This is a genomic window from Streptococcus oralis, assembly GCF_023110435.1.
Taxonomy (GTDB): Bacteria; Bacillota; Bacilli; order Lactobacillales; family Streptococcaceae; genus Streptococcus; species Streptococcus oralis_CF.
This window is the reverse complement of sequence record NZ_JALDWB010000001.1, coordinates 496,290-520,288: the sequence shown is the minus strand read 5'-3', so window position 1 is coordinate 520,288 and position 23,999 is coordinate 496,290. Positions and strand designations below refer to the sequence as shown.

The following is a 23,999-nucleotide window of genomic DNA, read 5'->3' as shown; positions in this document are numbered from 1 at the left end:
GAGCTGAAAGTGCATTATATCACACTTTCAAAACTACTACCAAAAGAACTAATCCTTCTAGTAGCTTTTTCACACGTTTTCTATACCTGAGACCCTTGAATGACAGAATCTTCATCCTTCCAGTTTCGAGCAATCTCTTCATCTTTCTGGAGTTGGTCTACCAATTCTTCAACGGAGTCAAATTTGACCATATCGCGGACACGGTCCAGCCAGTAGACAATGACGGTCTCACCATAAATATCATCTGAAAAGTCAAAAATATTGACTTCAAAACGCGGCTCTTCTCCATCGAAAGTAACATTTTTCCCAACACTTGCCATGCCACGATATCTCTGACGTTGTACTTCTACATCAACTACGTAAACACCGTCTGCTGGCATATAAGTTCGATCTCTCAAGACTAGATTGGCTGTTGGATAGCCGATAGTACGCCCACGAGCATTCCCGTGAACGACCATCCCACGGGTTGGAAGCGGTGTGCCGAGTAGATGATTGACTTCCTTGACATCTCCATCAAGGATAGCTTGGCGAATCCGTGTGGAACTAATCTTCCCCTTTTCATCCTCGACCGGAGGAACAATGATAATCTCTCCATCAAAATAATCCTTCAAATCATCCGCAGTTTTCTTATCTGAACCAAACGTATAATCAAATCCTGCTACGATAATCGCTGGTTTTAAAGCTCTAACATAGGTATCAAAGAATTCTTGACCCGTTAAACTAGCAAATTTGCTACTAAAGTCAAGTAAGAAGAGCGCCTCTACTCCGTGCCACTTCATCTTGTGCTCCCGTTCCTCGTGATTGACGATGTGGAGCATGAGCTCAGGTTTGTAAGGTTGTAAGGCAAGTTTTGGCGACTCTGTAAAGGTCATCACGACAACTGGCAGATAATCCTTCATCGAAGACTTACTGGCCACTTCAAAAAGTTTCTGATGCCCCTTATGGATGCCATCAAAATAACCTAGTACAAGGACCGTTTTACCCGGTACTGCAATATCTTTTTCGTTCTTAATAGGTACTGTTGTAATCATGAAACTATTATATCATAGAGAAAGCCTTTTCGCTAAGAGGAAATCCCAAATGTCGTTTTTTGCGCCTGAACTGATCTTGATAGACAATTCAAGGTATTCGTTTAAAAAAATAGCACCTCCTAAGAGATGCTATCGTTTGGTAACTAGTCTACTGTTTCTTCTAAATCTTTTAACTTAACCGAAACAATCTTTGACACACCTGATTCTTGCATGGTAACTCCATAGATAGAATCCGCTGCCGCCATCGTCCCCTTACGGTGGGTCACGACGATAAACTGACTATCCTTATCAAAACGATTGAGGTAATCCCCAAAACGTTTGACATTAGCTTCGTCCAGCGCCGCCTCTACCTCGTCCAAGATAACGAAAGGAATAGTCTTGACTCGAATGATAGAGAACAGCAAGGCAAGAGCCGATAGGGCTTTTTCACCACCACTCATGAGGTTGAGAGACTGGATTTTCTTACCTGGTGGTTGGACAGAAATCTCCACACCAGCTGTTAAAAGATCGCCCTCAGTTAATATCAAGTCTGCCTGACCTCCACCAAACATCTGTCTAAAGGTCACTTTAAAGGACTCACGAATCGCCTCAAAGGTTGATTTAAAGCGTTCCTTAACCTCATCATTCATCTCTGTGATGGTCTCAAGGAGCAGGTTTTTCGCAGACAGAATATCATCTCGTTGGCTATTGAGGAAATCCAGACGGTTGTGAACTTCTTCGTACTGGTCAATAGCATCCAAATTGACTGGACCGAGTGAGCGAATAGCCTTCTCAAGATCTTTAACCTCTTGCTCTGCCAGAGTTAGATCTTCCAGTTCATGGGCCTTTTCTAGTGCCTCTGTGTAGCTAATCTGGTACTGGTCTGTTAATTGAGCTTGTAGATAGCGCAAGCGTTCGCTGACCTTTTCTTTCTTGGCTTCAGCGCGTGTTTGCTTGCGAATCAACTCCTCATTCTGCTGGCGAGCCTGGTCCAAATGGCTGGCAATATCATCCAGCTGACCTTCGATATCATCCAACTCAAACTGCTTACGAATCAAACCTTGTTGAATGTTTGTTTTCTGAGTTTTGGCCTCTTCCGTCTGCTGACTTAGCAAATCCGTATCAACCTTCTCAAGATTATCAACCTTTTCTTGGAGGAGACGCTGGATTTCCTCTTGCTCAATATCCAGATTATCCAGTTCCTTGCCTAGGCGTTCAATATCAGTCACTTCGTACCGCTTCTGTCCTTGCAGTTCGGACTTAAGCAAGCGCGCTTGAGAAACCTGTTCCTGCAAGTTTTGATAACGTTCTTGAATAGCGTTTTTGTTAGACTTAATTTCTTCAATCTCAGTTTCCAGATTTTGCTTTTCACCGGCAATGGTAGCAAGGCGCTCTTGGCATTTTTCCTTGTCCGCTTGCCAATCTCCTTCAGAAAGACGATTTAATTCTTCTTCTTGAAGTTTCAAAAGAGTTTCTAACTCTTCCACTTGCTGATTGGTTTGTTGATAGGCGAGGTACAAACCTTGTTCCTGAATACGAGCTTGCTCACCCTGAGATTTGATGGCTTCTAATCTTTCTGTTAATACTGCCATCTCATCTTGCAAGGTCTTCAAACTTTCTTCTTCAGAACGCAGACTGGCCTCTTCTTCAGCAACTTCTTTTTGTAATTGCTCTAGTTCTGGCTTGATGAAAATACTGTTATTTTGACGATTGACACCACCCGCATAGGAACCACCTGTACGCAACTCTGTCCCATCCAGTGCCACCATGCGAACCTGATAGCGAACTTGACGAGCAGCGGCACGCGCATGTTCTACGGTATCAAAGATAGCAGTCGTAGCTAGCAAGTTCTTGAAAATGGCTTCTAGTCTCTTGTCAAACGACACCAACTCATCTGCCATTCCCAGAAATCCTGGACTTGCTGCGATAGCATCTTGATTCTGACTAGAGATCGTACGAGCCTTGATAGTCGTCAACGGAAGGAAGGTTGCACGACCGGATCTGTTACGTTTTAGGAAATCAATAGCCTTGGTTGCCGCGTTTTCATCTTCTACGATGATATGCTGACTGCTAGCTCCAAGTGCAATCTCCAAGGCAGTTTGATAATGCACATCAAAGGTCAAATGTTCACTGACTGCACCAATGATCCCACCCAGGCGATCTTTCTCTTGGAGAACACTCTTAACACCCGCGTAAAAATTACTATGATTTCTTAGAATGTTTTCTAAGCTTTGGGCTCTAGCCTGCTTGTTTTTGAGACTATCCAGACGATCAAAGAGTTGGCTCTGCTGAGCTTGGTAAGAAACTTTCTGCTCCTCTTGCTCCTTGGCACTAGTTTGGTAATCTGACAATAATTTCTGAACCTGCTCCTTGGCAGTTTCAAGCTCAGCCTGCTGTTGACTGGCCTTCTCTTTAGCTGTAGCCAGTTGTTCTTTCAGTTTCTCAACTTGATCTGCTTGTTTTTGAGATAGCTGACGGCTGTTCTCTAGTTCATTCTCGATGCGAGTCAGTTGGTTTGAAACATCCGCTTCTTCTTGTAAAAGAGCGACAAAGCGTTCACGCAAGAGCTCAATCATCTGGTCAGGATCGTCTGAGAAAGCCAACAATTCTGCCTCTAAACGATTGAGTTCCTTGTTATTTTCAGCTAGATTTTCCTCTAACTGTGCCAAGTTCGCTTCTTTTTCAGATTTCTCTTTACTTAGAGTCTTTCTCTTATCTTCTAAAGCAGTCAAACGAGTTTGTGCTTCTTGTTGATTGAGGGCTACCTGCTCGGACTCCAGTTTTGATAGGGCTAATTTTCGCTCTAAGTCACTGATCAAACTAGTCAAATCCATCAAGCTCCCTTGGTCTTTGGACATTTGAGCTTGGAGATCTTGGCGTTTCTTTTTAAGAGTTTGATTTTCTTCTTCTAACTCTTCACGCTTTTGGTAATAGCCAGTCAAAAGTTCCTGAACTTGCGTTAGCTCTTCTTCTGTTAGCTCTAGTTCAGCCTTATTTTCCTTGATTTGGGCAACCAGTACATCCAAATAAATCGCCTTGCGTTGACCATCCAAGTCGAGAAACTTACGAGCATTCTCGGCTTGTTTTGCAAGGGGCTTGATTTGATTGTCCAACTCATAGATAATGTCCTCTAAGCGGTCTAGATTGTCCTGAGTTTGTTGCAGTTTGCTTTCTGTTTCTTTTCTACGAGTCTTGTATTTTAAAACTCCAGCTGCTTCTTCAAAAATAGCTCGACGCTCTTCAGGCTTGGAGTTAAAAATCTCCTCAACCTTCCCTTGGGAAATAATAGAGAAGGAATCACGTCCCAAACCAGTATCCAAGAAAAGGTCATGTACATCGCGCAGACGGACTTTTTTGCCATCAATTCGATACTCGCTATCACCACTACGGTAGATATGGCGTTCTACCTTAATGACTTGCCCCGCATCCTTGATAAAGCCATCTTCATTGTCCAAGGTCACGATAACAGAGGCATAATTGAGTGGTTTGCGGCTTTCAGTTCCAGCAAAGATAACGTCTGGCATCTTTCCACCACGAAGGCTCTTAACACTGGACTCTCCCAATGCCCATCGCAGACTTTCTGTGATATTTGACTTCCCAGAACCATTGGGCCCAACGACAGCTGTCACACCTTGATCAAAAACGACCTTGGTCTTGTCAGCAAAGGACTTGAATCCCTGGATCTCAATTTCCTTTAAATACATGAATCCAGCCCTTTCTCCACTGCATTTCTCGCGGCTTCTTGCTCTGCTAATTTTTTAGAACGGCCTTGGCCTTTTCCGATGCTCTTGCCCTCAACCAGAACTTCTACATCAAAAACCTTATCATGAGCAGGCCCTGTCTCAGAGATAACCTGGTAGCGAATATCCACATCCCCATTGACCTGGAGCAACTCTTGCAAGTGTGTCTTGTAATCCTTAATCATTTCAAAATCACCTGCTTCAACCTTGGGAATCATGACCTGATAGATAAACTCTTTTACCTTAGCAACATCCTTGTCTAAAAGCAATGCTCCCAGAAAGGCTTCAAAAGCATCGCCAAGAATGGTGTCACGATTGCGCCCACCAGACTTTTCTTCTCCTTTACCTAGCTTGATAAACTGATCAAACTGGCAATCACGCGCAAAACCAGCCAAACTCTCCTCACGGACAATCATAGCACGGAGTTTGGACAAATCTCCCTCTGGTTTCTTAGGATATTTTTTATACAGATATTCTGAAATCAATAATTGCAGAACAGCGTCTCCTAAAAATTCCAAGCGCTCATTGTGTGAAATTTTTAAGAGGCGGTGCTCATTGGCATAACTCGTATGAGTAAAGGCCGTTTCCAGTAGCTTTTTATCCGCAAATTCGATTGCAAAACGCTTTTTCAGTACAGTTTGTAATTCTTTCATACTGACCTCTTTCTAATAATTACGATCCTTTCTATTATAACAAAAAAAGCCTTCTGAGTCACTTTAAAACGGGACTGGAGGGAATTTGGGCATTTTTTAGAAGAAAATTTCCAATTTTGGAGGCAATATAAAGAAAAAAGCCTTATTTAAAGGCTTTTTTAGGATGTTTACATCCACCCTGAGGGAATCGAACCCCCATCTCAAGAACCGGAATCTTACGTGATATCCATTACACTAAGGGTGGAAACTTGTCTTATTATAACAAAAACTTGCTCTAATAACAAGTTTTTTATAGATGGACTAAGCGTCTATTAGTGGGATGCATCACCATTCCAGATAGAGTTTTTCACGATCACATAATCAACGTGCTTGAGGTCAGCAACCTTGCGTCCTCCTGCGTAGGAAATGGCACTTTGCAAATCTTGCTCCATCTCAGTAAGGGTATCTTGCAAATGCCCCTTGGCAGGAAGTAAGATACGTTTGCCTTCCACGTTTTTGTAAGCTCCTTTTTGGTATTGAGAAGCTGAACCATAGTATTCTTTGAACTGTTCGCCATCGACTTCAATCGTTTTCCCTGGGCTTTCGATGTGTCCTGCAAAAAGGGAACCAATCATGACCATGCTAGCACCGAAACGGATAGACTTGGCAATGTCACCGTGTGTACGAATCCCACCATCAGCGATAATCGGTTTGCGAGCCGCCTTAGCACACCAGCGAAGGGCAGCCAACTGCCAACCGCCAGTGCCAAAACCTGTTTTCACCTTGGTGATACAAACCTTACCAGGACCGATTCCAACCTTAGTTGCATCCGCACCAGCATTTTCCAATTCACGAACAGCTTCTGGCGTTCCCACATTCCCAGCAATGACAAAAGTATCTGGCAACTCTTTCTTGATGTGTTGAATCATAGAAATCACGCTATCCGCATGACCATGAGCAATGTCAATCGTGATGTATTCCGGAGCATCAGCCTTGAGCTGGCTAACAAAGTCATACTCGTAATCCTTAACACCAACAGAAATGGAAGCAATGAGCCCTTGATCGTGCATGCGTTTGATAAAAGGAATGCGCCCCGCTTCATCAAAACGGTGCATAATGTAAAAGTAACCGCCTTTAGCAAGTTGCTCTGCAACATTCTCATCCAAAATCGTCTGCATATTTGCTGGCACAACAGGTAGTTTGAAAGTGTGATTTCCAAGTGTGACACTTGTATCCGCCTCTGCACGGCTTTTAATGACACATTTATTAGGGATCAACTGAATATCTTCGTAATCAAAAATTGGAAATTCATTTAACATATCGATGTCTCGTTTCTTTTGTAATGACCTACCTATGCCTTCGCATCACTACGCCTTTTCCGACGTTTCCTTGATTTATTATAAACCAAAGTACAGTTTTTGTCAAATAATTTCAATTATAAAATAATAAAGTTCGGATTTTATGGTTAGGATATAAAAAGTGGAGAGATTAGTTTCTCCCCACTTCCTTATCAATATTCTTTTTAAAAATTTCTTCGGAGCTTTCCATCATTTCACAAAATTCATTATAAGATGAAACCTTTTGAGGGATTTGGATAGACAATTTCTTCAACAAAGCTCCATAACCTGCTAGCTTTCCTATCTCATTATCAACAACCTTGTGCTTGCTCGGAAAAACAAGACCACCTTTCTCAGCTTTTAGAATATAAGAATAGGAAATCAGCTGGAATAAGTCCTCACGGTTGATTCCTTTTTCAGTGAACTCCAGTTCTTTATATTTAGCATCTAAAACTATTTTTAACTCTTTATGATAAAAATCTGGAAATACTTTTCTTTCACGATCAGAAAATACTGAAATTCCGTCCGTCTTATCCTTATTTCGTGGATGGATGAAATCTTTTGGCAAGAAGGTATAAACATACTCTTCCCAAAGCCAGGAAACATCAAAAAGAATACCATGGATTTTTTGTTCCTGATACCCTAAACCGTGCTTTTCTTGGTTTAGGATCATCAGACAAAGTTCTTGTAACTTTCTATACTCGTGAAAGTATGCATGACGTATAGGTTTAGATTGATTTCCCCGAATAATCTTAGCACGATCAGCTAGTTTATAAGATGGGGTTACTCGCACGATTTCTGCCACATTTTCACGACTAGTTAAGAGATTATCAAGGACCTCTTGCCCAATGCTTTTCTGATTCTTAATGTATTCAATAGTGTGACGGATTAACTGCATGAGGGGATTATCATAGGTGAACTCTCTCGTTGTGTAGGCAACATTTCCTGTGAAAGGAACATTTTTCTTAAGATGATTTCCTACATCTAGCACTCCCTTCACATGACTGTCGTTATGAGAAAATCTCTGGTATTCCTTATAAAGACCTTTTCGGAGAGCGACTTGAAGATACTTTGGAAATAGGTAAATCAAGAACTGATAAAGTTTATCCTCTGGAGATAGGCCAACATCTAAACTAGTCAGATTGATATTGATAACCTTTTGTAAAAGATAATGCAAAAAATGGTCGTTACTTTCATCATAAAAACGAGAGGAAATCGTCAATCTTTCCTGGCCATACCCCAGAAAACCAATCACATTTCCTGTCTTGATTTTCTGATTGACTGTTTCAAAGATTTTTTGGTCTCTTTCTAAGTCAGGAGAATTCTTCAAATCATTTGGAAAAATAAAGATATTGTCCTCTCTAGAAAGGTTATCCAGTGTTCTATCAAGAAGAGCTTGACTTAGGTTGGGAAATTCTGCGGCAAAGTCTTCTTTAGCAATTCTATGTTGATTATCAGTAATCCGCATCATTATCACCAGTATCTTGCTGATCTGTTCTCTCGTTATTTGTCAGCTCAAATGCTTTTTTCAATGTTTCCAGAGTTTCAGATTCCTCATAAGAACCCCGTAAGTAATCTTCCAAAAGAGGTTTGAGATAATCAGACCAGAGTAGTTCATAATCATAATCCAATTCTTTTAAATTACGGAAATAACTTGGTCCGATATGGTAATGACTGTTTAGCTCCTGAACGTTTTCAATAGCAGTATTCAAATTTCTTAGTCGGTTTTTAGCTTCTTCAGCATCCTCACCTAGTTCTTGATCTAGAATATAAAGTTGACTTTCAGCCGTAACTTCAACAAAGCGGAAACGACGACGCATAGCAAAATCAAATGTATCCACTGAGCGGTCAATATCATTCATGGTTCCGATAATATAGACATTCTCAGGAATATAAAACTTGTCATCAGTCTCATGTAAATTAGCATACTGGGTAGAAACACTTCCCTTTTCACCACGATAGCCAGGGTCGATAGAGAAAAAGAGTTCACCGAAAATCTTAGAAATCTCCCCACGATTGATCTCATCGATGATGAAAACGAAGTTTTTCAATTCATTATCTATTTCTATTATTTCATCCTGAATACTTTCATTTTTTATCATTTTGTAAAGTGTCAAATAGTATGAAAATTCTTGGGTTGCATTATTTTTATTAAAAAACTGAGTTACATCTTTAACTTGTTTAAATTGAGATCCTGAAGTTAACATTGCTTCGATATCTTTAATTTTCAATTTTGCATTTTTGGATACCTCATTTTCAGGAATAGATATATAAATGTAATTTTCATCAATTTCTGTAATGATAAAGGACGATTGACGTTTTGTATATAATTTGTCAGACGGAAACTCCATATTAGCAAAATATTTTGATATCTTTGCTATTGATTTTTTTTCCTTTTCTAAATCATCCTTGTTTTTATGTGAATTAACCCAATTTATCTTTGCTTTCTGACAAAAATCTTTAAAAATACCATCCTGTAGCTTAAACTCAATAGCTCCATCCCCATTTGATACTGGTCTCAATCCCTCTACAAAATCCGTATAATCATAAGATGGGTGAAATTGTACAAATTCGATTTGGTCTTCGTTGCCATCCGTTAATTCTTTGGCAATTTCTTTAGCAAGATAAGTTTTTCCTGTGCCAGGAGCACCTCGGAGGATGAGGTTTTTGGATTGTAATAAGATATTACTCAAGGGATGATGAATACTATTTTGTTCAGACATTTCTTTCTCTCCTTGCTTATTATCACTGTCTATAAAATCTTTTGAATATTCAAATAAAACACTACCCAAAATTGAAGATTCTAGTTCAGGATAGGTTTTAGAAAATAGTTTACAAATCTCATGATTCTGACGATAGGGTCCTCCTTGATTACTTTGAGGAATCAACCTATTCCAAAATTCATTTTGACTATTCATATTTACTCCTAAAAAAGAATGGTTCTCAGAATAAATACAAAGTAGTTTTGTCACCACAGCAGAACGACCAATAAATTCATTTGTTGACTTTTTCATATCAAATATAGGATTGTCAAAATCAAGTTTACTACCGATTTGAATAATCTGATACAGATCTCTTTTTAGTTTATTAAAACGTTGCTCCAATTCAGATATAGGAATGATTTTATTAGCTTGATTTTTATAGCTTTGGGTATCCTCATTCCAATAAATACCAAATTTTGAAGAGCCTCCTCCTCCAATACCTAAAAATAAAGATTTGTATTTCCCCCTCTCAAGACTATAGCAAAAAGAATTACTTTTAGCACCTTTCCCAATAACATAATCATCAATAGACATGGTTAAAATTCTATCAAGTGGCCACTCTTTAAGAAATTCTTCACGTAATTTTTCATTGTAAATACTATATTTAGATGCATCTTCTCTTAATCTTATTTTATTTTCTTGGTACCAATCATAAAAATCTTCCAAACTAACCTTTCTTTTCAGCATCATCTTACTCCTTTTATAATAATGTTCGAATAAAAAACTATATATTTCACATATAGAATATCATATCCTATAGAAAAAGAAAAGAATTTCTAAAGAAAAAGCCCAGTGTTAGGAGCTTCAATGTCTCTTAACACTAGACTTCTTTTCAATCTTAATAATACTCACCTTGACGGTAGTCCCATGAGTTAAAGGTATCTGACAGATGCATCATGATTTTATCAATGTCAAGCCCTTTGCGGATAACAACTGGTGCTGGTGAGATTGAACGGTCTCCTCCTTGTTCTGGGATGAGTTTACCATCTTTATCAACCATAGACACCATCACACCTTGTTCGTAGCGTGTTTCAACTGTTTTGTCTGGTTGAATAGAAGCAACGTAGTCGTCTGCTTCGATGACAAGGTCTACTGCTCCTTCGATACGTTCCCCGATACCTTCCACCTTACCACGGTTTCCTTTTCCAGATGGGTTAGCTGATGAAGCATAGACCATTTTACCTTCTTCCCAAAGTTTGGCAGCCAACTGTTCACCAGCTTTACCAAACTTGATGACAAAACAGCTAGTACCACGAACGTCTGTCATGAGTTCTTCACGACCATCACCGTATGCTTTCAATTTCTCAAAGGCTTCTGGTTTCCATGGAAGGATACAACCTAGAAGAATGTCTTCGTCCCAATGTTTTTGGTAGAAAGCTTCAATTTCTGGGTTGAGTTGTGCTAAAGCGCGAAGCTCATCCATGCTACCGCAGAGAACGACGCCTGGCTTGTTACGGTTACGTTCTTTAGCTTCAAATTTGCGTTCAAGTCCTGCCTTGTCGCTGGTCATGATGATATAGCCGACTTTGGTAGGGCAAACGATACAACCGCCCTCACCTTTTAAAATATCATAGCCTTCTTGTGAAAGTGTTCCGTTCCATTGAATGTGTTTTGTCATAATTCTATAGTTCCTTTTCTAATTTTTTCTAATCCTGCCAGTAGGCTGGACGTTGTTTTTCATAAGCAGCAATCAAGTCTTCATACTGCAAAGTAATACCGATATCATCCAAACCATTTAAGAGCTTGTGTTTCCATTCACTATCGATTTCAAAAGTGAATTCTCCAACTGGTGAGATGATTTTCTGTTGTTCCAAGTCCACGGTTACCTGATCGCTTGGTTGTAACTGGGCTAGTTTCTCTCTAACCTCTCTGGGCTGGACAATAGGTAACATACCATTATTGAGTTCATTATTGTAATGAATATCACCAAAAGACCCTGCAATCACGACTTTAAAACCATAGTCAGCTAATGCCCAAGCTGCGTGTTCCCTAGACGATCCTGCGCCAAAGTTATCCCCTGAGATGAGAATACTGGCTTTACGGTATTCTGGTCGGTTAAAGACAAAGTCTGGATCCTCAGTATACTTATCGTCAAGATATCGCCAAGCATACATGAGGTACTTACCAAAGCCTTTCTTATCAATTAACTTGAGAAACTGCTTGGGAAGGATTTGGTCGGTATCAATGTTATCATTCATAAGAGGAACGGTCGTTCCCGTATAAACTGTAAATTTCTCCATATCCTCTCCTTACTGGGCTTCTGGCATTTGCCGAACATCTACGAAGCGCCCTGCGATAGCTGCTGCTGCTGCCATAGCTGGACTACAGAGATGGGTCTTAGCGCCAAATCCCTGTCTATCTTCAAAGTTTCGATTACTGGTTGAAGCACAGTGAACACCATCAGGTACCTTGTCGGGATTCATCCCCAGGCACATAGAGCAACCTGGGTCTCTCCACTCAAAGCCAGCGTCTAAGAAAACCTTATCCAAGCCCAACTTCTCCGCAGCTCGTTTCACAGGACGCGATCCTGGCACTACAATTGCTGTTAGATTGGGAGCAATCTTCTTCCCTTTAACAAATCGCGCAGCCAGCTGCAAGTCACTGAGACGAGCATTGGTACAAGATCCAATAAAGATATAGCCTAGTTCAATGTCCGCTGGCTTTTGACCAGGTTCCAAGTCCATGTAATGATAAGCTCGTTCATCATTCATATCCTTAATTTCTGGAAAACTACTGTCAAAGTCAACGCCCATAGCAGGATTGGTTCCCCAGGTCACCATAGGTGCCAAGTCAGAGACATCCATCTGGATAACCTTATCATAGACAGCATCACTATCACTGACAAGGGTCTTCCAGTCGGCAACTGCCTCCTCGAAATCCTCTGGAACACATTCTCGTCCTTTGAGATAATCATAGGTAGTTTGATCTGGATTCATGATGCCCATCTTAGAGCCAAACTCGATGGACATATTGCAGATGGTCATTCGCTCTTCCATGGTCAGAGCATCAATCGCTTGCCCACGATATTCCACCACATAGCCTACACCACAAGCAACGCCGTACTTGGCAATCAAGGCAAGAATGTAATCCTTGGAATAGACTCCTTTTTGAGGAACACCAGTGAATTCTACCAACATTTTCTTGGGTTTGACTTGCCAGAGGGTCTGGGTAGCGAAGACATGCTCGACTTCACTGGTCCCAATCCCAAAGGCGATGGCTCCGAAAGCTCCGTGAGTAGCCGTATGGCTGTCTCCACAGACAATGAATTTTCCTGGTTGCGTCCGTCCTGTTTCTGGACCTACCATGTGAACAATCCCCTGCTTTTCAGAACCGTGGGCCGCATGTTCAATCCCAAACTCCTCAACATTTTCAGCAAGCTTATCAATTTGAGCCTTAGAAATCACATCTCGAATATCGTAGATATTGACAGTTGGTACATTGTGATCAAAGGTTCCAAATGTCAAGTCTGGCCGTCTCAATCTGCGACCTGTATCTCGCAATCCTTGAAAAGCTTGGGGACTGGTCACTTCATGAATATAGTGCTGATCCACATACATGAGTTGGGGTTGCCCTTCTTCTCCTGTGATGACATGGCGGTCCCATAATTTATCAAAAATCGATTTCCCTGCCATCCATTACCTCCAAATAAAATATAAGGCTACTAGTGTGGTTACCATCCCGAGAAACCAAACTGTTTTAAAATACCATTTTCTAGTCTTGTGGTGAAAGGTGATTCCTGCTAACCAGGCACCAAAACCACCACAAGTAAGAGCCAAAATGAGTAAGATTTTCTCTGGGATGCGCCAAGTACCTCTTCTTGCCTTGGATTTGTCAATGCCATAAATCAAGAAAATCAGTAAATTCCAAATCAAGAGAGCTAGCGTGATTCCTTCATTTATCTTCATAATCTTTCAATGATGGCTTCTGTCATTTCCTTGGTCGAAGCCTGTCCTCCTATATCTCTCGTTAAAATTCCTGCTGCCAAACTGGCTTCTACAGCTTGTTCAATACAGCTTGCATCCTCATAACGTCCAAAGCTATCTCTCAACATCATGGCAACTGACAAAATCATGGAAATAGGATTAGCAATTCCTTGACCTGCAATATCAGGCGCTGAACCATGAATAGGCTCATAAAGACTTGGTCCCTTTTCAGAATGACTGGCTGATGGCATGACACCTAGTGTGCCTGATAGAACACTCGATTCATCAGATAAGATATCTCCGAAAAGATTCTCTGTCACGATGACATCAAACTTAGCAGGATTGGTAATCATGAGCATGGCAGCTGAGTCGACTAGCTGGTGTTCCAAGATCACATCTGGGAAATCCTGCGCGACTTCCTCAGCTACTCTGCGCCAGAGTTTTGATGTCGCTAAAACATTTTGCTTATCGATACTAGTAACGATTTTTCTGCGATTTCTTGCAATTTCAAAGGCCTTGCGAATAATCCGCTCTACTTCTTCATAGCTATAGTCGTTGATATCACGTGCTTTTCGCTCTTCAAGGATATGATCTCCAAAGTAAATCCCACCTGTCAACTCACGCACCAAGACAAAGTCTACACAAGCAATTCGTTCCGATTTGAGAGGTGACAAATGCTTGAGACTGTCAAAGATTTTGACCGGGCGAATATTGGCATAGAGATTGAGTTCCTTACGGAGAGCCAGCAAGCCTTGTTCAGGCCGAATCGCTGCCCCATCATACTGGGGACTACCGATAGCCGCTAGGAGAATAGCATCTGCTTCTCTACATGCCTTGAGGGTTTCATCAGGCAAGGGATGCCCTGCTGCATCAATACCTGCACCTCCAAAGGGGCGTCTGTCTATCACATAGTCAAAACCCGTTTTTGAAGCTAGAGCTTCCAGAACCGCTAAACCAGCTTCCATGATTTCTGGGCCGATTTCATCCCCTGCTAGAGCTACTATTTTCTTTGTCATCGCATTCTCCTTTACACACTAGGCATGTCTCGGTAGGAAACGCTACGCCCCATCTCACCTGCATTCTCTTTTTGAACAAAGGTATTGGCATTTATATAAGCAATAGCCGAAGCCTTCAATACATCAAAGTCAAGACCTGCTGCGTTAAAGATGGTCTCTGTATCTCTGTTTTCAACAGTGACCAAGACTCGAGCCTGGGCATCGATTCCATCTGTCACAGCATCAATGGTATAGGACACCAAGCGGACAGATTGGTTAAAGAACTTATCGATAGCGTTAAAGATCGCTTCAACGGAACCTTGTCCTGTCGCATTAAACTCAATCTTCTCACCATCCATATTAGCCAGGCTAACAAGCGCTTCAATGTCATTGTCTGCATGAGTTTGAAGTTGTAAATCATCAAAGTGGAAGCCTTCTGGGTTTTCAACCATGGTTCCAGCTACCAGAGCTCGAATATCTGCATCTGTGATTTCTTGCTTTTTGTCTGCCAGCGCTTTGAACTTAGCAAAGAGTGGTTTGATATCCTCTTCTGAAAAGTCTAGGGCCAATTCTCTTAGTTTCTCAACGAAGGCATGGCGACCTGACAATTTTCCAAGCGGAAGACTATTACTCTTAACACCAACCAATTCAGGTGTGATGATTTCATAAGTGAGAGGATTTTTAAGGACTCCATCTTGGTGAATACCCGATTCATGAGAGAAGGCATTACCACCAACCACAGCCTTGTTTTTAGGAACTGGAATACCTGAGAAGCGAGAAACCATTTCTGACGTATTCATTGTTTCATCCAAAACAATTTCACTAGTTGCTTGGAAGAAATCCTCACGAATCTTCAAAGCAACAGCTACTTCTTCAAGAGCAACATTACCTGCGCGTTCACCGATACCATTAATAGTTCCCTGGACACGTCCAGCACCGTGTTTAATTGCTGTCAAAGTATTTGCAGTTGCCATACCAAGATCATCGTGACAGTGGACACCAAAGACAACTTTATGATCTGATTTAATATTTTCAGTCAAGTGATCAAAGATGCGTGCAAACTCTTCTGGAGTCGTAAAGCCAACTGTGTCAGGGATATTGATATAAGATGCACCTGCATCGACCGCTGTTTGAACGACTTGTAAGAGGAAATCCAATTCTGTTCTAGTCGCATCTTCAGGAGAGAACTCGACAACCTCAAACTTAGAACGTGCATAAGAAACATGTTCCTTGATAGCTTCTAAAATCTCTTCCTTGCTCTTATTGAGTTTATACTTGCGGTGAATCGGACTGGTCGCGATAAAGACGTGAACCTGAGGATACTTGGCATCCTTGAGCGCCTCATAACAAGCATCAATATCAGATTTTACAGAACGAGCTAATCCTGTCACTGCTGTTTTTTTCATAGCTTTAGCAATTTCTTGAACGGCTATAAATGAATCTGGACTAGCAGCCGGAAAACCAGCTTCAATTACAGAAATTCCCCATTTCTCCAGCTGTCTTGCAATGGAAACTTTTTCCTTGATTGAGAAGTTAACACCAGGTGTTTGTTCCCCATCACGAAGACTTGTATCAAAAAATTCAACTTTACGCATAAGAATTCCCCTTTTCCAAATATGGTTTTAAAAAAAACATCTCGCTCAGAAACCCAAGCGAGATGTTGATTTACTCCCGCTTGGTAAGCCAAACAGGACTAATGCTTTTGCACTAGCCCGAGTACCTCAACAACAAAGCAAATTGATTAAACTTAGCTGTTTTCATGTTTGACTTTCTCCTTCGTTTGATATCTTGTTTAGTATTTTAGCATAGCTAAAAGTACTTGTCAAGAAAAAATCCATTATTTTCTGAAAATTTCTTCAATAAAGAATATTTTGCTAATTGAAAGTGTTTGAAAAATCAAGTGAATTTCCTTATTTTTTCACAATTAAGTTCCAACTTCTTTCGATTAGTTCTAACACCTCTTCATCAAGTAAACTATCATCAAGAGCCAGACTAATCCAGTAGCGTTTGTTCATATGAAAAGCTGGATAAATGCCCTTATGTGAAAGCAAGTCCGCTACTTGATCGTGTTTGAGGTTGACAGCTTCCACTAGCCCTTCTCTTGCCTTATCTAGCCTATCCCAAGGTATTCTCATTAAAACAGCATACCACTTTTGATTGCCTTCATGGCGCAATACAGCTGTATCAGGCGACTTTTCCCACAGATACTCCAACTGATTACCATACTTTTCCTGAACCTGAGCCATGATACGCTTAGTCTGAGGGCAGATAAAATCTTGCACATCAAAGCAAGCCTTCCGAATCTGGTAGAGAATCTCCAGACAAGCCTCACGGACACTTCCTACAAAAGTCCCTCTCATGCTTTCCATATGGACTTGAGGATAGAGGTCACCAGTCTCCTGGTCAAAGACCTGAAAAGCTAGCTTCCCATCGGTAACTGAAACATTCATAACAAAGTCACCTTGCAAAATCATGCAACTATAGGTCCAGACTTCCCCCTTTTCTACAAAACCATAGGCATGGGCTTTTTCTTTATTAAACTGATAGGATTTAAAAATTTCAAACATATGTGAAAACTGCTACCCAAAGCTAGCAGTTCCTTTCTATTTTTTAAAAGACAACCTTGGTTCCATGAAGTTGTGTCACACCCAGTTGATCGATAAAGGTTTGACGGTTGTCCAAGTCAATTCCCCCACCTGGTAGAATCTCAATTTTACCTTTAGCATGTTCCAAAATTTTGTGGTAGTGAGCGAAACGTTTCTCTAGCGAGTCCCCAGACACACCAGCACGAGTCAGGATACGGGTAACACCAGCTTGGCTGAGCCAATCAATGGCTTCCAATTGCTCTTCATCACTCAATTCATCAAAGGCCATGTGAAAGACAATTTCCATCCCTTTAGATGCGGCAATCAGCTTCTCAAGATTAGGCTTATCCAACTTTTTATCAGCAGTTAAAGCCCCAAATACAACCCCTTGACTTCCAGCCTGAGCAGTCAAATGAATGTCTTCTAACATAATCGCTATTTCAAGATCATTATAGACAAAGTCGCCACCACGGGGACGAATCATTGTCATAATGGTCGTATCGTAGTTAGCTGCCAGTTCAACCGCTGCCTTGGTCACTCCATAGCTAGGTGTTGTTCCTCCCACTGCTAGATTGTCACAAAGTTCGATTCGACGAGCTCCAGCCTGCATCGCTTTTTCAAGCAAGGTCACATTTTCAGCACAAAATTCGTAAATCATTTGATTCTCCTTGATGTTTTCTTTAAATTTATTATATCATATTATTTGAATATGCTTTCATTTTTATCAAGGCAAATAACTACTATTTTTATCTATTCTTTGTCAGGAATGACTTTAAAGAGATAGTAGGTGATAAAGATAGTCAAGGCTCCCAGACCGATTTTGACTGGCAAAAGAGGGGCAAAATAAATAGAAATTCCCATCAAGATATAGATAGATACGATGATTTTTTTCTTTCGTTCTCGCGCTATTGACTTGGTTTCCCGAAAGTCAGCTACATAGGTCTGATAAAGCTTTGTATGATAAAGCCAGTCTTCAAAACGCTTAGAAGATTTGGAAAAACAAGCAATAGCTAACAAAAGAAAGGGAGTTGTTGGTAAAAGTGGTAGGACAACTCCAATAACAGCTAAAGCCAGTGAAATAAAGCCAATACTGAGGTAAATGAGACGCATGATTTCTCCTAGATAAATTACTCTTCCTCTAGTTTCGCATACAAGGGGGAAATTTGTCAAGCTTAAACTAAAAAGAGCCTGAAATTCATTTTCAGGACTCTTCATTTTATTTAATCTTTTCCTCTTCGTAGTCACCATTACTACATACAATCTGCTTGCCACCACCACGGACTTTTTTCTCCACAAGGAAATGTCCGCATTTTGGACAGTCACGGCCAATTGGTTTGTCCCAAGAGGTGAATTCACATTCTGGATAGCGATTGCAACCATAGAAGATACGATTGCGCTTGGTTTTGCGTTCAATGATTTGTCCCTGATGGCAGTTTGGACACTCGACTCCAATCTCTTTGACAATCGCTTGTGTGTGACGGCAGTCTGGGAAATTGCTACAAGCATAGAATTTACCAAAACGACCGAGCTTAATCACCATCGGACTGCCACAAACTTCACAGTCAAATCCAGCTGGCTCATCCTTGATCTGGATTTTTTCCATTTCGGATTCAGCCTTGGCTACTTCTTTAGAGAATGGTTTGTAAAAGGCGTCAATAACACGGTGCCACTGCTCTTTTCCAACCTCGACATCATCCAGTTTTCCTTCCATCTCAGCTGTGAAGGTCACATTGACAATATCTGGGAAGTATTCAACGATGAGCTTGTTAACAATTTCTCCCAGTTCTGTCGGTTCAAAACGTTTAGCAGCCAGACGAACGTAGTAGCGTTTTTGGATAGTTTCAATAGTTGGAGCATAGGTTGACGGACGTCCAACCCCATTTTCTTCCAAGGTCTTGATAAGAGTCGCTTCTGAATAGCGAGCAGGTGGTTGAGTGAAATGTTGCTCTGGCTTACTATTGACCTGCTTGACCACATCTCCAACAGCCATATCTGGCAACATCTTGTTCTTGTCAGAGTCATTATAAATAGCAAGATACCCATCAAACTTAACTTGGCTTCCATTTGCCGCAAACTGAACCCCATTTTGAGAGAGTTTAACAGCCATGGTATCAAAGATAGCGCCTGTCATCTGGCTGGCAACAAAACGATTCCAGATAAGGGTGTAGAGCTTGAGCTGGTCTTTGTCCAAGTACTTAGCGATACTTTCAGGTGTGTTAAAGACACTAGATGGGCGAATGGCTTCGTGGGCATCTTGAGCACCTGAGGCATTCTTGACCCTGCTACCATGCTTGGAATACTTGCTACCAAAACGGTCGTTAATGTAGCTTGCCGCTTCGTTCTGAGCCACAGGACTGATACGAGTCGAGTCTGTACGCATATAGGTAATCAAACCTTGCACGCCCGATCCGATATTGATCCCTTCATAGAGCTGCTGGGCCACCATCATAGTCTTTCGAGTACGGAAATTGATTTTGTTGGCAGCATCCATCTGCATGGTTGAAGTCGTATAAGGTAGGGGCGCATTGCGTTTGCGTTCTTTCTTGTCTACCTGGTCTACTGTAAAATCTTTGCTAGTCAAATGGGACAAGACTTCTTTGACTTCTTCATTGGTAGTCAATTTCATCTTTTTGCCATTCATACCATAGAAAGAAGCTTGAAATTGCTTGGTTTCCTTCTTAAAGATACCATCAATTGTCCAGTATTCTTCTGGTTGGAAGGCATTGATTTCATTTTCACGGTCAATGATGAGCTTAAGGGCAACTGACTGCACACGTCCTGCTGACAAGCCCTTCTTGACCTTTTTCCACAAAATTGGCGAAATCGAATACCCTACCAAGCGGTCTAAGACACGACGAGCCTGTTGGGCGTCGACCAAGTCCATGTCAATCTTGCGCGGTTCTTTAAAGGCATTTTTTACAGCGTCCTTAGTGATTTCATTAAAGACTACACGGTTGGCATCATTCTCATCCAAGTTGAGAATGTGAGCCAAATGCCAGGAAATCGCTTCTCCTTCACGGTCCGGGTCACTCGCCAGAAAGACTTTATTGGCCTTTTTGGCTTCTTTTTTTAAGTCATTGATGAGAGGGCCTTTTCCACGGATATTGATATACTGCGGTTCATAGTTATTTTCAATGTCGACTGACATACTGGATTTCTTCAAATCACGGATATGCCCGACACTAGCTAAAACCTTGTAGTTTCTGCCTAGATATTTTTCAATCGTTTTCGCCTTGGCAGGCGACTCCACGATGACTAGATTTTTCTTAACTGTTGATTTTTTCTTCTTTGTTGCCGTAGCCACACTATCACACCTTTTCAAAGTAATAAACTTTATAAAGTGTAAACCATTTTTAAAGACCTGTCAAGACTTAACTCCTATAGTATAGAAGAAAAGTTTATCTGAGTGAACCATTTCTCCTTAAAATTCAAACTCTGCTAGTACATCTTGCCCACTTGTGACCAGTTTTGCTCCCTCTTGGATCAGGTGGTGACAGCCATCTGAATGGCCATCTAAAATGTTCCCTGGAATGGCAAAGACATCACGCCCTTCCTCCATTGCTCGCTCACAAGTAATGAGACTCCCCGAACGCATCCTTGCCTCTGCTACAATAACCCCACGACACAGTCCTGCTATGATACGATTTCGAGCTGGAAAATGAAATTTCAGAGGTTGCTCGCCAGGTCCATATTCACTGAGAACCAGATGGTCATTGCCAATGTACTCCTGCAATCGTTTATTGGCACGTGGATAGAAAACATCCAATCCTGTTCCAATCACAGCAATCGTTTTTCCACCATTTTGGAGTGCAGCCATATGGGCAGCGGTATCAATCCCTTTGGCCAAACCACTAACCACGATTAACTCGTTTTCCAAACCTTGAATGACTTTCTGAACCGACTTTGCTCCCTGACTAGAACATGAACGACTCCCTACAAGAGCAACCTTCGGAAACTTCAGCAAGTCTAGATTTCCCTTATAAAACAAGAGCGCTGGAGCATCATAAATCTCACTCAGATCCCAAGGATAACAGTCGTCAAGAATAGAAAAGGATGGAAATTTCTGAAACTCCTTCTCCAACTGCGCATCATCTATCTGGAAATAGCGTTCCATAAAGACAGCAGGATTACGACACCCAGATATTTCTGCAATATCTCCTAACAAAAGTTCTTGATCTACAGTCTCGTCATATTCAAGAACAGTTAAAATCTGTTGATTGGTCAGTCCAGCTTTTCTTAATTTGTAAATCTCATAGTTTGTGATCTTCATATACAACTCCATTTCTTTTTCTACTCATCTATCTATTCGTAAAAAACATAAAAAGAAGACCAGTTGATCTTCTTTTTTCATTTATTCAGATTTAGTAGTTGACCAGCTACTTTCAACCATCGGTAAGATTGTTTTTAAAGTTTCCCCATCCCCTTCAAGTGAAACATAGCGGATTTTACCATCATTTGATCGGAAAACCCAGGTAACGAGATATTTCCCTGACTTAGCAATTGCATTGACAACATAGGCTTCATAACCTCCAATGGTCGATTTGGAGCCCCAAACCTTACTGAAATCAGAGCTTTGTTCTTTGGAAGTTAAAATACTAGCAGAGACAGTCACAACATCCAGTTTGGCATACTCTTCTTCGCTGATATTAAACTGCTCAGCCTTGAAGGTATTCAGCGTAACAATGTTGATATCTGTTCCATCGCAATACTGTATATCATTTCCACCTTCTACTTCATGGAATCGAACCCATGTTTTGGGTACCTTGACAAAACCATATTCATTCGAACCGATGATTTGCGTCTCTTCCTTTTTCGCTTCAGAAACGGCAGAGCTAGAGCTACTCGTTTCCTGACTGCTAGAAGAACTAACAACTGCAGACGAACTTTCTTCGGTTGCTGTTTGTGATTTATTGGAGCATGAAGCTAGAAAAACACTAGCAGTAACTACAGTACCTAAAATTAATAATTTTTTCATCCTACCACCTTTCCATCTGCATTATAAGAAAAATAAGAACTTCTGTCAAATTCTAACCTGATCTATTTTGTCAGTTGATGATTTTACTCGCTCTCATTTAAAGTAAAAACTCTTGAAAAATCTTCAAGAGTTTTGTTTTTTTATTTCTATTCTTCATCCATACTTAAGACGCTAAGGAAGGCTTCTTGTGGGACTTCTACTGATCCGATAGCTTTCAAGCGTTTCTTACCAGCTTTTTGTTTTTCAAGCAGTTTGCGTTTACGAGAAACGTCACCACCGTAACATTTGGCAAGTACGTTCTTACGAAGGGCCTTGATATCAGTACGGGCCACGATTTTGTGCCCAATAGCTGCTTGAATCGGCACCTCAAATTGTTGACGAGGGATGATTTTCTTGAGCTTATCCACGATGAGTTTCCCACGTTCGTAGGCAAAATCCTTGTGAACGATAAAGCTGAGGGCGTCCACCTTGTCCCCATTGAGAAGGATATCCATTTTGACCAGCTTAGATGGGCGGTACTCTGACAATTCGTAGTCAAAGCTTGCATAACCACGCGTTGAAGACTTAAGCTTATCAAAGAAGTCAAAGACGATTTCAGCAAGCGGAATTTGATAGATAACATTGACACGATTGTCATCAATATAGTCCATGGTCACAAAATCCCCACGCTTGCGCTGAGCTAGTTCCATAACTGCTCCGACAAACTCCTGCGGTACCATGATTTGCGCTTTAACATAAGGTTCTTCAATGGTCGCGATCTTAGTTGGGTCTGGAAATTCAGAGGGGTTAGACACATCCATAGATTCACCGTCAGTTTGGTTAACCTTGTAAATAACAGACGGAGCTGTCATGATGAGGTCAATATTGAACTCACGTTCTAAACGCTCTTGGATAACATCCATATGGAGAAGTCCAAGGAATCCACAACGGAAACCGAATCCAAGCGCCTGAGATGTTTCTGGTTCAAACTGAAGGCTGGCATCGTTAAGCTGCAATTTTTCAAGGGCTTCACGAAGGTCATTGTACTTATTTGATTCGATTGGATAAAGACCTGCAAAGACCATAGGGTTCATTTGCTTGTAACCATCAAGTGGTTCTGCTGCAGGATTGCTTGCTAGGGTCACTGTATCCCCGACACGCGTATCTTGAACCGTCTTGATAGAAGCCGCAATATAACCAACGTCACCTGTCGCTAGGAAATCGCGCCCGACTGCTTTCGGTGTAAAAATTCCGACCTCAGTCACATCAAAGGTCTTGCCATTGCTCATGAGCTGAATCTTATCGCCAGGTTTGACAACTCCATCCATGACACGCACTTGGAGGATAACCCCACGATAGGCATCATAAACTGAGTCGAAAATCAAGGCCTTGAGTGGCGCCGTCACATCACCAGTTGGGGCTGGCACTTTTTCCACGATTTGTTCGAGAATTTCTTCAATACCAATACCAGCTTTGGCAGAAGCTAAGACAGCTTCACTGGCATCCAGTCCAATGACATCCTCAATCTCTGTACGAACGCGCTCAGGATCGGCTGCTGGTAGGTCAATCTTGTTAATAACTGGAAGAATTTCCAAATCATTGTCCAAGGCTAGATAAACATTGGCAAGAGTTTGCGCTTCAATCCCTTGGGCCGCATCAACCACCAAAATCGCTCCTTCACAGGCAGCTAGCGAACGTGAAACTTCGTAGGTAAAGTCCACGTGCCCAGGTGTGTCAATCAAGTGGAAAATATAAGTTTCTCCGTCTTTAGCAGTGTAATTCAGCTCAATAGCATTGAGTTTAATGGTAATCCCACGTTCCCGCTCTAGATCCATACTATCCAGAAGCTGGGCTTGCATTTCACGACTAGAAACCGTCTCAGTCGCCTCCAAAATGCGGTCTGCAAGCGTTGACTTTCCGTGGTCAATATGTGCGATAATAGAGAAATTTCGAATCTTCTCCTGTCGTTTCTTTAATTCTTCTAAATTCATGACGCTCTTCCTTTCAGGGTATCTATTTATTATAAATTGTTTTTAACATTTTGACAAGACCATACCCTGC

Annotated in this window: 19 protein-coding genes and 1 tRNA gene; all 20 read right to left on the bottom strand. The window is 41.3% G+C overall.

The genetic code is table 11. From position 1 onward, the window contains the following. Positions 1 to 80: 80 nt before the first annotated feature. The 20 genes from M1F97_RS02680 to lepA all read right to left on the bottom strand — a co-directional run bounded on the left by M1F97_RS02680 (position 81) and on the right by lepA (position 23,929). A complete protein-coding gene (locus M1F97_RS02680) occupies positions 81 to 1,031 on the bottom strand; it encodes a bifunctional riboflavin kinase/FAD synthetase (RefSeq protein ID WP_093585535.1) in 951 nt (316 codons plus the stop codon). Positions 1,032 to 1,174: 143 nt separating this feature from the next. Next, positions 1,175 to 4,714: a chromosome segregation protein SMC gene (gene smc / locus M1F97_RS02675; RefSeq protein WP_247944102.1), complete on the bottom strand. Its 3,540-nt coding sequence runs from the start codon at positions 4,712 to 4,714 to the stop codon at positions 1,175 to 1,177. Next, positions 4,705 to 5,403, bottom strand: coding sequence for a ribonuclease III (gene rnc / locus M1F97_RS02670; RefSeq protein ID WP_247944101.1), 699 nt, complete (start codon positions 5,401 to 5,403; stop codon positions 4,705 to 4,707). Before rnc ends, smc begins: the two co-directional genes overlap by 10 nt. Before the next feature lie 172 nt (positions 5,404 to 5,575). Beyond that, positions 5,576 to 5,647 (bottom strand) — tRNA-Arg (locus tag M1F97_RS02665). Positions 5,648 to 5,714: 67 nt separating this feature from the next. Next, on the bottom strand, positions 5,715 to 6,701 hold the full coding sequence (locus M1F97_RS02660) for a GMP reductase (RefSeq protein ID WP_000931163.1): 987 nt from the start codon (positions 6,699 to 6,701) through the stop codon (positions 5,715 to 5,717). A gap of 169 nt (positions 6,702 to 6,870) precedes the next feature. After that, complete coding sequence (locus M1F97_RS02655; protein WP_247944100.1) at positions 6,871 to 8,190, bottom strand: McrC family protein; 1,320 nt, start codon at positions 8,188 to 8,190, stop codon at positions 6,871 to 6,873. Continuing rightward, on the bottom strand, positions 8,174 to 10,168 hold the full coding sequence (locus M1F97_RS02650) for an McrB family protein (protein ID WP_247944099.1): 1,995 nt from the start codon (positions 10,166 to 10,168) through the stop codon (positions 8,174 to 8,176). The genes M1F97_RS02655 and M1F97_RS02650 overlap by 17 nt, the downstream gene beginning before the upstream one ends. Positions 10,169 to 10,319: 151 nt before the next feature. Then, positions 10,320 to 11,099 carry an L-threonylcarbamoyladenylate synthase gene (locus M1F97_RS02645; RefSeq protein ID WP_247944098.1) on the bottom strand — a complete coding sequence of 260 codons (780 nt, stop codon included), beginning with the start codon at positions 11,097 to 11,099 and terminating at the stop codon, positions 10,320 to 10,322. A 28-nt stretch (positions 11,100 to 11,127) separates the two neighbouring features. Next, on the bottom strand, positions 11,128 to 11,721 hold the full coding sequence (leuD, locus tag M1F97_RS02640) for a 3-isopropylmalate dehydratase small subunit (protein WP_000410625.1): 594 nt from the start codon (positions 11,719 to 11,721) through the stop codon (positions 11,128 to 11,130). A 9-nt stretch (positions 11,722 to 11,730) separates the two neighbouring features. Beyond that, entirely contained in the window at positions 11,731 to 13,113 is a 1,383-nt protein-coding gene (gene leuC, locus M1F97_RS02635; protein WP_247944097.1) for a 3-isopropylmalate dehydratase large subunit, read from the bottom strand. Between the two features lie 3 nt (positions 13,114 to 13,116). Beyond that, positions 13,117 to 13,386 carry a DUF1294 domain-containing protein gene (locus tag M1F97_RS02630; RefSeq protein ID WP_247944096.1) on the bottom strand — a complete coding sequence of 90 codons (270 nt, stop codon included), beginning with the start codon at positions 13,384 to 13,386 and terminating at the stop codon, positions 13,117 to 13,119. After that, positions 13,383 to 14,420: a 3-isopropylmalate dehydrogenase gene (gene leuB / locus M1F97_RS02625; RefSeq protein ID WP_247944095.1), complete on the bottom strand. Its 1,038-nt coding sequence runs from the start codon at positions 14,418 to 14,420 to the stop codon at positions 13,383 to 13,385. Before leuB ends, M1F97_RS02630 begins: the two co-directional genes overlap by 4 nt. A gap of 11 nt (positions 14,421 to 14,431) precedes the next feature. After that, a complete protein-coding gene (locus M1F97_RS02620) occupies positions 14,432 to 15,994 on the bottom strand; it encodes a 2-isopropylmalate synthase (protein WP_247944094.1) in 1,563 nt (520 codons plus the stop codon). A gap of 315 nt (positions 15,995 to 16,309) precedes the next feature. Next, positions 16,310 to 16,966: an MmcQ/YjbR family DNA-binding protein gene (locus M1F97_RS02615; protein ID WP_247944093.1), complete on the bottom strand. Its 657-nt coding sequence runs from the start codon at positions 16,964 to 16,966 to the stop codon at positions 16,310 to 16,312. A gap of 43 nt (positions 16,967 to 17,009) precedes the next feature. Then, positions 17,010 to 17,642 carry a copper homeostasis protein CutC gene (locus M1F97_RS02610; RefSeq protein ID WP_247944092.1) on the bottom strand — a complete coding sequence of 211 codons (633 nt, stop codon included), beginning with the start codon at positions 17,640 to 17,642 and terminating at the stop codon, positions 17,010 to 17,012. A 92-nt stretch (positions 17,643 to 17,734) separates the two neighbouring features. After that, a complete protein-coding gene (locus M1F97_RS02605; protein WP_001237224.1) occupies positions 17,735 to 18,094 on the bottom strand; it encodes a YbaN family protein in 360 nt (119 codons plus the stop codon). A 106-nt stretch (positions 18,095 to 18,200) separates the two neighbouring features. Then, positions 18,201 to 20,288 carry a type I DNA topoisomerase gene (topA, locus tag M1F97_RS02600; RefSeq protein WP_084976200.1) on the bottom strand — a complete coding sequence of 696 codons (2,088 nt, stop codon included), beginning with the start codon at positions 20,286 to 20,288 and terminating at the stop codon, positions 18,201 to 18,203. A gap of 117 nt (positions 20,289 to 20,405) precedes the next feature. Then, positions 20,406 to 21,254, bottom strand: a complete 849-nt coding sequence (gene dprA / locus M1F97_RS02595) for a DNA-processing protein DprA (protein WP_247944091.1) — start codon at positions 21,252 to 21,254, stop codon at positions 20,406 to 20,408. Between the two features lie 81 nt (positions 21,255 to 21,335). Further along, positions 21,336 to 21,959, bottom strand: a complete 624-nt coding sequence (locus M1F97_RS02590; protein WP_247944090.1) for a hypothetical protein — start codon at positions 21,957 to 21,959, stop codon at positions 21,336 to 21,338. 146 nt (positions 21,960 to 22,105) lie between these two features. Beyond that, positions 22,106 to 23,929: a translation elongation factor 4 gene (gene lepA / locus M1F97_RS02585; protein WP_247944089.1), complete on the bottom strand. Its 1,824-nt coding sequence runs from the start codon at positions 23,927 to 23,929 to the stop codon at positions 22,106 to 22,108. Positions 23,930 to 23,999: the final 70 nt, after the last annotated feature.

Coding starts and splice junctions, on each gene's coding strand:
- leuD (WP_000410625.1), bottom strand. CDS start 11,721: ATGGAGAAATTTACAGTTTATACGGGAACGACCGTTCCTCTTATGAAT.
- M1F97_RS02615 (WP_247944093.1), bottom strand. CDS start 16,966: ATGTTTGAAATTTTTAAATCCTATCAGTTTAATAAAGAAAAAGCCCAT.
- rnc (WP_247944101.1), bottom strand. CDS start 5,403: ATGAAAGAATTACAAACTGTACTGAAAAAGCGTTTTGCAATCGAATTT.
- M1F97_RS02610 (WP_247944092.1), bottom strand. CDS start 17,642: ATGATTTACGAATTTTGTGCTGAAAATGTGACCTTGCTTGAAAAAGCG.
- M1F97_RS02590 (WP_247944090.1), bottom strand. CDS start 21,959: ATGAAAAAATTATTAATTTTAGGTACTGTAGTTACTGCTAGTGTTTTT.
- M1F97_RS02645 (WP_247944098.1), bottom strand. CDS start 11,099: ATGACAAAACACATTCAATGGAACGGAACACTTTCACAAGAAGGCTAT.
- M1F97_RS02630 (WP_247944096.1), bottom strand. CDS start 13,386: ATGAAGATAAATGAAGGAATCACGCTAGCTCTCTTGATTTGGAATTTA.
- M1F97_RS02660 (WP_000931163.1), bottom strand. CDS start 6,701: ATGTTAAATGAATTTCCAATTTTTGATTACGAAGATATTCAGTTGATC.
- smc (WP_247944102.1), bottom strand. CDS start 4,714: ATGTATTTAAAGGAAATTGAGATCCAGGGATTCAAGTCCTTTGCTGAC.
- M1F97_RS02620 (WP_247944094.1), bottom strand. CDS start 15,994: ATGCGTAAAGTTGAATTTTTTGATACAAGTCTTCGTGATGGGGAACAA.
- dprA (WP_247944091.1), bottom strand. CDS start 21,254: ATGAAGATCACAAACTATGAGATTTACAAATTAAGAAAAGCTGGACTG.
- lepA (WP_247944089.1), bottom strand. CDS start 23,929: ATGAATTTAGAAGAATTAAAGAAACGACAGGAGAAGATTCGAAATTTC.
- M1F97_RS02605 (WP_001237224.1), bottom strand. CDS start 18,094: ATGCGTCTCATTTACCTCAGTATTGGCTTTATTTCACTGGCTTTAGCT.
- M1F97_RS02650 (WP_247944099.1), bottom strand. CDS start 10,168: ATGCTGAAAAGAAAGGTTAGTTTGGAAGATTTTTATGATTGGTACCAA.
- leuB (WP_247944095.1), bottom strand. CDS start 14,420: ATGACAAAGAAAATAGTAGCTCTAGCAGGGGATGAAATCGGCCCAGAA.
- M1F97_RS02680 (WP_093585535.1), bottom strand. CDS start 1,031: ATGATTACAACAGTACCTATTAAGAACGAAAAAGATATTGCAGTACCG.
- M1F97_RS02655 (WP_247944100.1), bottom strand. CDS start 8,190: ATGATGCGGATTACTGATAATCAACATAGAATTGCTAAAGAAGACTTT.
- leuC (WP_247944097.1), bottom strand. CDS start 13,113: ATGGCAGGGAAATCGATTTTTGATAAATTATGGGACCGCCATGTCATC.